This window comes from Citromicrobium bathyomarinum (genome assembly GCA_001306305.2).
GTDB lineage: Bacteria > Pseudomonadota > Alphaproteobacteria > Sphingomonadales > Sphingomonadaceae > Alteriqipengyuania > Alteriqipengyuania bathyomarina.
In genome coordinates, this window is the sequence record CP155577.1 from 1,159,291 (window position 1) to 1,171,825 (window position 12,535).

At 65.2% G+C, this 12,535-nt stretch carries 8 protein-coding genes; all 8 read right to left on the minus strand.

The genetic code is table 11. The features are described 5' to 3' along the window. Positions 1-31: 31 nt before the first annotated feature. The 8 genes from VO57_005875 to VO57_005910 all read right to left on the minus strand — a co-directional run bounded on the left by VO57_005875 (position 32) and on the right by VO57_005910 (position 12,375). Positions 32-3,325 (minus strand): efflux RND transporter permease subunit, encoded by a 3,294-nt coding sequence (locus VO57_005875; protein ID XBL70863.1) that lies wholly within the window; start codon positions 3,323-3,325, stop codon positions 32-34. Then, positions 3,318-4,646 carry an HlyD family efflux transporter periplasmic adaptor subunit gene (locus VO57_005880; GenBank protein XBL70864.1) on the minus strand — a complete coding sequence of 443 codons (1,329 nt, stop codon included), beginning with the start codon at positions 4,644-4,646 and terminating at the stop codon, positions 3,318-3,320. Before VO57_005880 ends, VO57_005875 begins: the two co-directional genes overlap by 8 nt. Further along, entirely contained in the window at positions 4,643-6,145 is a 1,503-nt protein-coding gene (locus VO57_005885) for a TolC family protein (protein XBL70865.1), read from the minus strand. The genes VO57_005880 and VO57_005885 overlap by 4 nt, the downstream gene beginning before the upstream one ends. Before the next feature lie 92 nt (positions 6,146-6,237). Continuing rightward, positions 6,238-6,363, minus strand: coding sequence for a DUF2474 domain-containing protein (locus tag VO57_005890; protein XBL70866.1), 126 nt, complete (start codon positions 6,361-6,363; stop codon positions 6,238-6,240). Continuing rightward, entirely contained in the window at positions 6,363-7,361 is a 999-nt protein-coding gene (cydB, locus tag VO57_005895) for a cytochrome d ubiquinol oxidase subunit II (protein ID XBL70867.1), read from the minus strand. Before cydB ends, VO57_005890 begins: the two co-directional genes overlap by 1 nt. Beyond that, complete coding sequence (locus tag VO57_005900; GenBank protein ID XBL70868.1) at positions 7,358-8,830, minus strand: cytochrome ubiquinol oxidase subunit I; 1,473 nt, start codon at positions 8,828-8,830, stop codon at positions 7,358-7,360. Before VO57_005900 ends, cydB begins: the two co-directional genes overlap by 4 nt. A 92-nt stretch (positions 8,831-8,922) precedes the next feature. Beyond that, the gene (locus tag VO57_005905; protein XBL70869.1) at positions 8,923-10,011 is read right to left on the minus strand and encodes a GGDEF domain-containing protein; all 1,089 of its coding nucleotides are present in this window, start codon (positions 10,009-10,011) and stop codon (positions 8,923-8,925) included. Between the two features lie 219 nt (positions 10,012-10,230). Further along, the gene (locus tag VO57_005910) at positions 10,231-12,375 is read right to left on the minus strand and encodes a S46 family peptidase (GenBank protein XBL70870.1); all 2,145 of its coding nucleotides are present in this window, start codon (positions 12,373-12,375) and stop codon (positions 10,231-10,233) included. Between the last annotated feature and the right edge of the window lie 160 nt (positions 12,376-12,535).

The following is a 12,535-nucleotide window of genomic DNA, read 5'->3' on the forward strand; positions in this document are numbered from 1 at the left end:
TTATCCCTAGGAGCGCGCTTGCGTTGCGCCCCTAGGGAACCATAGGTTCGCCTCCGGGATCGACGGCATCGCGGTTTCTGCCGCGCCACCTCTGAACCCTCGCGACCGCACGCATCTGGATCGTCGCGAGCGCAGGGATCAGCAGGATCAGCAGCGCTGTGCCGAACAGGACGCCAAAGCCCAAGCTGGCCGACATCGGGATCAGGAACTGCGCCTGCAGGCTGGTCTCGAACGTGATCGGCGCCACGCCCAGAAACGTCGTGATTGCGGTCAGCATTATCGGGCGGAAGCGTGATTTCGCCGCGTCGATGACAGCCTCGCCCGGCTCCATGCCGTTGGCGAGGTTTTCGTTCAGGAAGTCGATAAGCACCAGCGCGCCGTTGATGATTACGCCGGACAGCGCGATGATCCCGAACATCGAGAGAATCCCCAGCGGGATGCCCAGAAGCAGGTGCCCGATCAGCGCCCCGATCATGCCGAAGGGGATCGCCGCCATGATGATCAGCGGCTGGATGTAAGAGCGGAAGGGCACCGCGAGCAGCGCGTAGATCGCCACCAGCGCGAGCAGGAAAGCCTGCCCAAGATCGCCGAAGCTTTCTTGCTGTTCCTCCTGCTCTCCCCCAAAATCATATTGTAGGGAGGGGTAATCCGCCTGCAGTTCGGGCATGATCTCGTTGTCGAGCAGGTCGGCGACCTCTTGCCCTGTGATCGTGTCGCTATCGACATCGGCAGTAATCGTAGTGATCCGGTGCCCGTCCTCCCGCCGGATGACCGAAGGCGCCTCGCCGAAGGATACCTGCGCTAGGCTCGACAGGGCGACCTCGCCGCCGGGCACGCGGACCCGGTAATTCTCGATATCGGCGATCGAATCGCGCTCTTCCTCGGGCAGGCGAATATAGACCCGCACGTCCTCGCGCCCGCGCTGGACGCGCACCGCTTCGGCTCCGAAGAATGCCGCCCGCACCTGCCCTGCGACATCCTGCAAGGTTACCCCCAGCGTGCGCGCCGAAGGCTTCAGGCGTAGCTCGATTTCCTGCTGGCCCGCGTCCTGATCGCTTTCGATGTCGAACACGCCGGCAACGCCTGCCAGTTGGTTCATCAGCCGGTCGCCGGCGAGATCGAGCACCGCATCGTCCGGGTGGCTCAGCTGTACGTTGACCGGTTCGCCGATCCCCAGCAGCGAGGAGGAAATGGAGAGGGATTTCGCCTCGGGCACTTCACCCAGCTCCTCGCGCCATGCCTCTTCGATCCTCACTGCGGATATGTCGCGCTGGGCCGCGGGGACGAGGCTGAGCTGCACGTTGGCAAGGTTGGGGCGTACGGTTCGCTGTGGTCCGCCCGGGCCCTGGCCCGTCTGCGCCAGCCCGATCGTCGTGTAGGTCGCTTCGAGAAAGCTCGGATTAGGCCCGCCGCTCGCAGCCCCGGTTTGCGCCTGCGTTTCGCCAGATGGGGAAGACTCGAGCCGGGCGAGCGCTCGGTCGGCCGCCGCTTCGATCCGGCTGGTTATCTCGGCCGTCCGCTCGACCGTGGTGCCCGCAGGCATTTCGAGCGAGGCGGTGACGATGTCCCCTTCGATCTCGGGGAAGAAGGAGAACTTGATGATCCCGGCGGGCAGCATCGCCACGAAGAGGATCAACAGAGCAATTCCGCCTGCGACGACCAGATAGGGCGCCGCCACCACGAAGCGCAGTGTCCTGTCGAGCGGGCCCTCGACAAAGGCCTTGAACCGCTCATCGACCCACGCCTGCACCCGCGCGAAGAAGCGTGTGACCGGGTTGCCAGGCTTGTGCGAGGGATCGGGCAGCGTGCTCAGGTGATGGGGCAGGACATAAAGCGCCTCGATCAGCGAGAGCGTGAGCACCGCGATCACCACCAGCGGGATATCGGCCAGAATCTTGCCGATCACGCCGCCCACCGCCAGCAGCGGCAGGAATGCGGTAATGGTCGTCGCGACCGCGAAGAACACCGGTACCTTCACGCGCTGCGCCCCGGCGATCGCGGCACCCATTCCGGTGCGACCGCGCTCCCGCTCCGCATAAACATTCTCGCCCACGACAACCGCGTCGTCGACCACCAGGCCAAGTGCGAGGATGAAGCCGAACAGGGAGAACATGTTGATGCTCGACCCGGCCCAGTCGAGAATGAAGATGGCGCCCACGAAGGTCGCGCCAATGCCCACGGCGGTCCACATCGCCAGCCGCAGGTCGAGGAACAGGGTCAGCGCGGCCAGCACCAAGACGAGACCGAACGCGGCGTTGCGCAGCAACAAGTCCAGCCGGTCTTCGAGCAGTTCCGAGCTGTCTTCCCAGATCGCGTAGGAGATGCCGGGCGGCATGTCGAACTCGTTGGCCACCAGGTTCTTGGCCGCCTCGGCAATATCGAGCACGCGTTCGTCGCTGGTTCGGTACACGTCAACGAAGGCGAGCGGCTGGTCGTTGAACCGGGTGATGAGGTCCGAATCCTCGAAGCTGTCGTCGACATCAGCAATGTCGCCCAGCCTCAGGGTTGCGCCGTCCTGCGTGGTCAGGACAATGATATTCTCGAAGTCCTGCTGGTCGTAGTTCTGGCCGATGGTGCGCACGCGCACCTCTTCCCGGCCCGTCTCGATAGACCCTGCCGGGGTGTCGAGGCTCGACTGGCCGACGATCTGGGCGACCTGTGGGAGCGACAGGCCGAGCGCACGCAGGCGCGATTGGGGAACATCGGCATAGATCTCGTAATTGCGGACCGCCGAGGTATCGACATAGCTGATCTCCGGCAGGGCGGCGGCCGCATCTTCTAGTCGATAGGCGGTTTCCTTCAGCGTCCGCTCGTTCACATCTCCGAACAGCGCGATCCGCAGCACCACCAGCCGGGTGGTGAGTTCGCGAATATCGGGTTCCTCCGCCTCGTCGGGGAAGGTCTGGATCTGGTCGACTTCGGACTTCACCTCGTCCAGCGCGCGGGCGATGTCCGCGCCCAGTTCCAGCTCTACGTTGACCGTGCCGCGCCCTTCGGCTGCGGTCGCGGTAATCTGCTTCACGCCCTCGATCGCCTCGACCGCTTCCTCTACCTTCTGGACGATCGATTCCTCGATCTCCTCGGGCGTGGCACCGGGATAGGTGACCGAGACGGAAATCGTATCGAGGCTGCTTTCGGGAAACACCTCCTGCACGATGCTGGTGTAGGAGAAATAGCCCGCCACCAGCATCGCCAGTAGCAGCAGGTTGGCTGCAACGCCGTTGCGCGCCATAAACGCGATCGGCCCCGAGCGGTCGCGCGCCCGGTCACTCGCTTCGTTGCCGTATCGGTCGACCGCGCCGGTATGGTCTTCCGTGTCACTCACCGCCAGACTGGCCCGCTCGGCGCTGCTTTTCTGCCCCTGCGACCCGTACGCGCATGCCGTCGGTCGGCGCGCGCAGGGTACTGGTCACGATCCTGCCACCGGCGGCAAGACTCTGCGTGGTGACGTAGGCAATCTCGTCGGAGCGCTGGATGACGCGTACGGGCAGGATACGCAGCCGCCCCTCGCGCACCACCCAGATCTCGTTGCCGGGCCTGAGCGCGGCGATCGGGATGCGGGCGAATGGCACCGGCACCTCCCCCACGATCCGCGCCTCGACGAAACTGCCGAGCAGCAGCGGCGGGCCCGGCGGAGCATCCTCGCCTCCATCGACCGCCTGCCCGCTACGTAGCGGAGAGGGCACTTTCAAAAAGGCGTCGATGGTGCGCGTCTGCGGGTCGAGGATCGGGTCCGCGCGGTCAACGAAGGCATCCCACCGGTAGGTGACGCCGCCATAGACGAAGGTCACGCTGGCGGGGATGCGGCCTGCATCGGCGCGCAGCAGGGAAGGGATCAGAGCTGCCTCATCCTCGGTAAGCGCCACGCGCACCTCGAAAGCGTCGGTCGCGACCAGCGTGCCGAGCGTCTGGCCCGGCTGCACCAGCGTGCCGACCGCGGCGTTCTCTTCCTCCACCAGGCTGCTGAAGGGCGCGCTGATCCGGGTGCGGGAGAGCGAGAGCTGGGCGGCTTCGAGATTGGCGGAGGCACGTTCCCGCGCTGCCTGAGCGGAGCGCAGTTGCGGTTCGCGCGTGGCGAGGCGGCTGGGCGAGTCGCGATCCCGACCTGCCTGTAGCCCGGAGAATGCCTGCTGCGCGAGTGAGCCGGGGGGCAGGATGCGCGCGGCATAATCGTCAGGGTCTATCCCCGCCTGCAATACGTCGCGGGTCGATTGGCGCTGCGCGAACCGGTCGAGTTCCTCGCGGGCGATTTCCAGTTCTTCGCGCGCCTGCAGCACCGCGACATCCTGCGCCGCGACATCGGCGCGCGCGGTGCGGACCTGGTTCTGGTAGTCGACCGGGTTCACGCGGAACAGCGTTGCCCCGCGCGGGACGGTGCGGCCCTCGCGAAAAGCCGGGTTCACATAGACCAGCCGCCCGCCGACCTCGGCCCCGACGGTGACGGTTTCGCTCGCCTGCACAGTGCCGCTACCGCGCACTTCCAACGGGCCTGTGTCCTGCTGGAAGGCGACCGTCTCTACCAGCGGGGCCTGCTCGACCCGCTCCTGCTCTTGCGCTTCTGGCCGCAGGGTCACCATCAGCACTGCGATCAGGATCGCCCCGACCAGCACGGCCGCCACCAGCAGCAATTGTTTGCGACGGCTCATGGCTCTTGTCCTTCCTGAGGGGCGGGCACCATCTCGACCGGGTTGGGCGCGAGCCAATCGGGCGCTGATGGGGTGGCCCAGTCTCCGCCCAGCGCCCGGTGGATGCCAAGGCGCGAGATCGCGACCGTGCGGCCTGCCGAAGACAGCGCGGATTCGACCTGATAGAGCGCGCGCAGGGCATCGAGATAGCTGACATAGTCGCCCACTCCGGCGTCGAACCGGCGGGCTTGCAGATCGGCGGAGAAGCGCGCCTCTTCGCGCTGGGCGAGGATCAGCCGATAGCGCTGGCGGTTCTCTTCGTAATCCTCGATCGCGCTGTTCGCTTCGCGAAAGGCGGTCAGCACGGTGCGCGCGTAATTGGCCGCTGCCGCATCGTAGGTTGCTTTCGCGGCCTCGATATTGGCGGAAATCCGACCGGCCTGGAAGATCGGCGCAGTCAGCCCGGCGGCAAGATTGACCGCCCAGTTGTTTGCTACATCCAGCGCGCCGCCGATGTCGCCCCCCTGCGTGCCCGGCTGTGCGGACAGGGTAATGGAGGGGAAGCGCTCTGCCTTGCGGGCGCCGACCCGGGCGCGGGCGGCCTCCAGTCTCGCCCAGGCCGCAGCGACGTCGGGTCGCTGGCCGAGCAGGTCGGCAGGCAGACCTGCGGGCACCTCGTCGAACACCAGTTGCGGCGTCAGCGGGCGTGCGAGACGCGCCTCCACAGCCTGCGGATAAACGCGCACAAGAACACCCAGACGGCCCTCAGCGTCGTCGAGCGCGGCTTCACGCTGGGGCAGGGATGCCTGAACATTCCGCTGGTCCTGCTGCACCTGATAAAGCTCGAAGCTCTGTGTCAGTCCGCGCCGGAATCGCTCTTCGGTCCGCGCGGCGCGATCGGCCAGGAGATCGATCGTTTCCAGCGTCAGTTCGATCTGGCGGCGCGAATCTACGATTTCGAAATAGGTCGCGATGGTCTCGGCCGCGGCGGCGAGCTGGACCGTGCGATAATCATATTCGGCGGCGAGGGCATCGGCGCGTGCGGCTGCGTAATCGTTGCGGACGCGGCCGAAAAGGTCGATCTCGTAGGAGGCACCGAGGCCGAGCGAGTAGGAATCGTTTTCGATCCGGCTGCTCTGAGCGCCGCCGCCCCCTCCGGGAAAACCGCCGAAGGCGCTCCCGCTCAGCGGGGTGTTGGAATAGCTGGCATCGCCGCTGGCACTGACTCGTGGCAGCAGGGCGGAGCGGGCCACGCGCGCCTGCGCGGCGGCTTGCGCGACCCGGGCAGAGGCTTCGGCGATGTCGAGATTGTCGGCCAGCGCATCGGCCACCAGCGCGTCGAGCACCGGGTCTTGGAACGCGGTCCACCATGCGGTGGGCCGATAAGGTGCTGCATTCTCGTTATTGGGGAACCCCTCGGGCAGCTGCGCGGTCACCTGCGGCTGGGCGCGGTCGGGCGCGAGATTGACGCATCCGGTCAGGGCCAGGGCGGCGAGGGCAATTGTGATCGCGCAGCGCATGGGCGGCGACGATAGGCAAGCCTCTCCCGATTGGCGAGTGTGCCCGGGAATTTAAGTTTCGATCGGCGACCGATTGTGGCCGGTGCGTGCCCTCAGGGTATCAGCCACCAGCGGATCAGAAAGGCCACCGCACCCAGCACGGCGACGCTCATCCCCCAGATCGCGGCCATCCAGCCGAGCCGTTTCCAGAGGGGGGAGTCGACGTCACCTTCCGCCATCAGTGGTAGCCTTCGTCGCCCACTTTGCCGCGAAACACCCAGTAGGCCCAGGCGGTATAGGCGATGATCAGCGGCATGGTGATTGCCACGCCGACAAGCATGAAGATCTGGCTGCGTTCGGGCGCGGCGGCATCCCAGATCGTCAGTCCCGGCGGGACGACATTGGGCCAGATGGTCACGCCTACGCCCGCGAGCCCGAACAGGAACAGCGCAAGCGAGAGCCAGAAGGGCTTGGAGTGCCGGTCGCACGACAGCGCGTGCCACAGGAACCCGGCCACGATCAGCGTGGCGATCGGGATCGGCGCGACCCAGTAGATCGCAGGCGCACTCAACCAGCGGTCGGCATATTCGGGCCGCAAGACGAGGTTGTAGAGGCTGACCGCGCCCATCAGCGCGAGGGTTGCGAGAGCCGCGATCTTGCCCAGCTTGCGCGCATGGGCCTGCCCGTCGCCGTCCAGCTTCCATACCAGCCATGTCGCACCCAACAGCGCGTAGCCTGCGACCGTGCCGACACCCGTCAGCAGCGTGTAGGGCGTCAGCCAGTCGAACCAGCTGCCCGAATAGGCGCGGTCGGTAACTTCGATGCCCTGCAGCAGCGCGCCAAGGATCATCCCCTGCGACAGCGCGGCGACGATCGATCCGCCGCTGAAGGCTGCATCCCAGAATCGCCGGTGCGAGGGATCGCGCCAGCGATATTCGAACGCGACCCCGCGGAAGACGAGGCCCAGCAGCATTGCGATGATCAGCGGATAGGTCGCGGGCAGGATCACCGCATAGGCCAGCGGGAAGGCCGCGAACAGGCCGCCGCCGCCCAGCACCAGCCAGGTCTCGTTACCATCCCACACCGGTGCGATGGAATTCATCGCACGGTCGCGTTCGCGGCCCACCGCGAAGCTGGGGAAGAGCACTCCGATGCCGAGGTCGAACCCGTCCATCACGACATAGGCGAAGATCGCGAAGGCGATGATGAAGGCCCAGACTGTGGTGAGGTCGATCATTGGTCGTCCTCCTTACTCTCAGGCTCGATGTACTGGATGGAACTGAGCGAATCCGGGCTGAGATTACCCGGATCCTGCGTCGGCCCCGGGGTAATCCCGGCGGTACGGATTGGGCCCGTATCGCCGCGCTTGACCCCGGTTTCACGGGCGTGGGGCGGCTGGCTCATTAGGCGCATGATGTACCACGTGCCGGTGCCGAAAACCGCGAAATAGACGAGCACGAAGGCGATCAGCGAAGCGCCCACGGCAGGCGCGGCCAGCGGGCTGGCCGCATCGGCAGTGCGCAGCAGGTTGTAGATGACGTATGGCTGGCGGCCGACCTCGGTGGTGATCCACCCTGCAATCACCGCGACAAAGCCCGCCGGGCCCAGCACCAGCGCGGCGCGGTGCAGCCAGCGCCATTCGTAAAGCTTGCCGCGCCAGCGCGCGAGCAGGCTCCACAGGCCGACGCCGAGCATCGCGAAGCCGAGGCCGACCATGATGCGGAAGCTCCAGAAGACGATGCCCACGGGCGGCTGCTCGTCGAGCGGGATCGTATCGAGCCCATCGAGCGGCGCATTCAGATCGTGCTTGAGGATCAGGCTGGAGGCCTTGGGAATCTCGACCGCGTATTTCACCTCGCGCGCGTCGCTGTCCGGAATTCCGAACAGGATCAGCGGCGCGCCGTCGGGGTGGCTTTCGTAATGGCCTTCCATCGCCATCACCTTCTGCGGCTGGTGCTCCAGCGTGTTGAGCCCGTGCATGTCGCCCGCGAAGATCTGGATCGGCACGACCAGCGCGGCCATCCACATCGCCATGGAGAACATCTTGCGGGCGTGCCCGTTGGTCCGGTCCTTGAGCAGGTGCCACGCGCCCACACCGCCGACGACGAAGGCGGTGGTGATATACGCGCCCAGCACGGTGTGAACGAGGCGATAGGGGAAGCTGGGGTTGAAGATGATCTCGACCCAGCTGTCGCCCGGCAGGAACTGGCCATTGGCGCCGATTTCGTAGCCGACGGGCGTCTGCATCCAGCTGTTGACCGAAAGAATCCAGAACGCGCTGATGAAGGTGCCGCCCGCGACCATCAGCGTGGCCACGTAATGCAGCTTCTTGCCCACGCGGTTCATCCCGAACAGCATCACGCCGAGGAAGCCCGCTTCGAGGAAGAACGCGGTCAGCACCTCGTAGGCCATCAGCGGCCCGATCACCGGCCCTGCCTTGTCGGAGAAGACCGCCCAGTTGGTGCCGAACTGGTAGGACATCACGATGCCGCTGACGACGCCCATCGCAAACGCGATCGCGAAGATCTTCAGCCAGTATTTGAAGAGGTCCATGTAGACCGTCTTGCCGGTCTTCAGCCAAAGGCCTTCGAGGACAGCAAGATAGCTCGCCAGCCCGATCGAAAAGGCCGGGAAGATGAAATGGAAGCTGACCGTGAACGCGAACTGGATCCGGGCCAGAATGATGGGATCGACTGCATCGAACATGGGCGCGACTTACAGAAAAGCCTGCCGTGCTACCAGCGCCGGTTCGTCATCGCGCGTTGCGATCTGCGCAACAGAGACGATCTGCTGAGCCGTCACGCGGCCAGCGTGGGCGCGTAGCGCGTGCCGATACCCTTGCCCGCCCTCTTCGCGGCATAAAGCGCCCGGTCGGCCAGAACATGCAGCTCCGCAATGTTGGTGGCATCGTCCGGGTAACAGGCGAAGCCCGCAGTAACGCCGATCTCGACCAGGCTTTTTGCATCGGCCGCGTAGGGCGCGCCGGAGACCTTGGCGAGTACCGCCTGGATGACCGTTTCGGCAGCCTGGGCACCCTGTCCAGGGAGTAAGACAAGGAATTCGTCTCCGCCGATCCGCGCGAGAACCTGCCCCTCGGCAAGCGCGGACTGCATCCGATTGGCGACCTCGCATAGCAGATCGTCGCCTGCGGCATGGCCGAAGCGGTCGTTGATCGGCTTGAAGCCGTCCAGATCGAAACACACCAGCGAGAACACCTCGCCGCGGGAGAGGCTTTTCATAACCCCTTCCAGCCCATGCCGATTGAGCAGACCGGTCAGGGGATCGCGACGTGCACGTTCGGCATTGATCATCTCCGCGCTGAGGGCGGAAAGCATCGCGCTGCGATAGTGCGCGAGTAGCTGGATCGAGCCGATCAGGAAGCCGGGAAGCAGCGCCAGCAGCGCCAGCATCAGCGGTTCGCCCGTGCTCGCCGCGCCGGCCAGAAACGGGCCCACGCATAGCGCGACCAGCAGCAGGCCGAGCCGGGGGGCCGCGTAGTTGCGCGCGCACAGCGGCCCGACCAGACCCATGCAATGGGCCGCGACAAGGACCATCATGGCCGTATTGCCGCTTCTCATCGAGAAGAAGAAAAGTGCACCCTGCAGTGCGCACCACAGGATCGAAAGCGTGATCGGTGTATCAATGCCCGGTATTTCGCCCCTGGAGCGGATCTTGCTCACCCGCTTCAGGCTGACCAAGCGGGCGAACAGCAGGATCGTTTCGATCGCGATGATGATTGCGAAGGCGGGGCCACCGATTGTAAAATGGGCGAGGGTGGCCAGGAACAGGCCATTCACTGCGCCCAGAATTACCGCGCCGGGCGAGGAAAGCAGAGCACCGCACATGAACGGGCGCAGCGCATGGGGTGTCCCATGGCTCCACCGCATCAGCCAGGGTAAGGGTCCTCGCGTCGCGCGCAATCGTCCTTCAGGCCGATCGGGCGAGGTACCCTGTGTCCTCTCGTCCATCCTCATACGAGGACGATAGCCATATATCGCTAACAAAGATTGAAACGGCGATCGGCTATGCGCCGCTAAACCGACGTTTGCTGCAAAAAAGGGCGACCCGCAGGCCGCCCTTTCTTTTCTTCGGAAGTGGATCGCCGTCTAGTCGACGATGTCCATTTCCGCGATCAGGTTCTGCGCCCCGTCGACCTTTTCCATCACCCACAACATGTAGCGGGTGTCGACATGGATCGACCGCGTGGTGCGCGGGTCGAAATCCCAGTCTGAATTCACGCTTTCGAACGTGCCGTCGAACAGCAGGCCGACCAGCTCGCCCTTGGCGTTGAGAGTGGCCGATCCGCTATTGCCGCCGGTCACGTCGAGGTCGGACAGGAAGTTGACCGGGACCGAGCCGATCGAGTCGAGCTCGTACTGGCCGTAATCCTTCGCCTCGATCAGGGCGAGTTCGCGCGCCGGAGCGTTGAACGGATCGATCCCGGTGTCCTTCTGGGTGATCCCTTCGAGCGTGGTGAACGGCAGGTATTCCATCCCGTCGAACGGCGATCCGCCCATGACGTTGCCGTAGGTGATGCGGAGCGTCGAATTGGCATCGGGATAGGGCAGCATGCCCTGTTCGGACTGCCACTGCGTGATCGCCTCCATATAGGCGGGGCGCAGGGCGAGGGCGCGACCGGCGCGCTCCTGTGCTTCGTCTTCCAGCCCGCGCTCGTAATCGTAGAGCGCGATGGCGAGCTTCATGAAGGGATCGTCGCTCGCTTCCAGATCGGCGACGCTGGCATCCATCAGCGCGAGGCGGGTCTCGCTCTCGTCGAGCGAGGTGTTGGCGTAGTAACCGTCGAGGATCGCATCGAGCTGCTTGGCATCGTCGACGCCGGTCAGGCCCAGGGCGTTGTCGAACACGGCGACGCGTTCCGCTTCGGGTTGGGCGAGATAGCCGTTGAGGAACAGCTCCCATTCCGCCTTGTCGACGCTCGGATCATAGCGGCGGTCCAGCGCCTGCAGGCCCTGACGGAAGAACGCCATGTCGCGTTCCTGATAGCCCGACTCGCGCTGGGCGTTGGGCTTCTCACGCTCCTTGGCGAGGCGATAGAGCCGCTGGGCGACCGAGAGCAGCTGCGCACGAGTGGCGTTGCCGTACCAGAAGCTGGTGCGCGCCGCAGTGGCGCTTTCCTGCGAGAGTTCGGCCAGGTTTTCGATCGCCGGACCATAGGCTGCCCGCGAGGGATCGGCGGCGATCCAGTCGGCCAGCGCGGCTTCGCGTTCGCGGCGACGTTCGATCAGGCCGACGCGGCGTGCGCCTTCTATCTGGCCGCGCAGGTTCTTCTCGTAATTGTTGAGCCCGGCAAGGCGTGCTTCGTATTTGACGCGCGCATCCGATCCTTCGGGCGCGGCGGCTTCGATGGTGCCGATCCAGTCGGTCAGCAGCTTCTGGAAGGTCGGATATTCCCAGCCGAAGGTGTTTTCGACTTCGGCGAGCATCGCGTAGCGCGAGGTCGAGCCGGGATAGCCTGCGACCATCACGAAATCGCCTTCGTCGAGCCCGCTCTTGGAGACCTTCAGGAAGTGCTCGGCCTTGTAGGGCACGTTGTCTTCGGAATATTCGGCCGAGGAGCCGTCGGGCGCGACATAGGCGCGGTAGAACGAGAAATCGCCGGTGTGACGCGGCCACATCCAGTTATCGACGTCGCCGCCATACTTGCCGATCGAATCCGCCGGGGCGTAGACGAGGCGCACGTCCTTCACTTCGAGCTGCTTGATCAGCTTGTATTCGTCGCCGCCGTAATAGCTCGCGACCCGGCAGCGATAGCCGGCCTCCTGCTCGCACTCCGCAGTGATGTCCTTCGCCCGCTGGTCGATCGCGTCGTACCGTTCATTGGGCGTCATCGCGTCCGTGCCTGCGCGCATGCGCTGGGTCACGTCGCTGAAGTCGGTGGTGACGTAGATGCGCGAGCCCGGTGCGGCAGGCAGTTCGGCGCCCATCGTCTTCGCGAGGAAGCCGTTTTCGAGATAGTTGTTCTCGGCGGTCGAATTGTACTGCACCGATCCGCGCGCGCAGTGGTGGTTGGTGACGACCAGACCCTGCGGCGAGACGAAGCTGGCCGAGCAGCCGCCCAGGCTGACGACCGCGCCCATCGGGAAGCCGGTGAGGTCGGTGAGCGCTTCGGGATCGAGTTCGAGGCCGGTCTCTTTCAGATCGTCGGCAATCTCGGGCAGTTGCTCCGGAGTGAACATGCCTTCCTTGGCGGCAAGCGGCTGGACCGCGACGCCCGCCATGAGGGCGGCCATCAAAAACACCTTGTTACGCATCTGATTCCCCTGAAATTTCCGGCACGCGACTCGGCGCCGATGTTACAGGGTCACTCGCTATTGGCCTTGCCCGGATGGCGCAAGGGCGGGGCCATGTCGTTCGTCGTTCAGGCTGGTTCGTTCGTCCGCGGGCCACCGC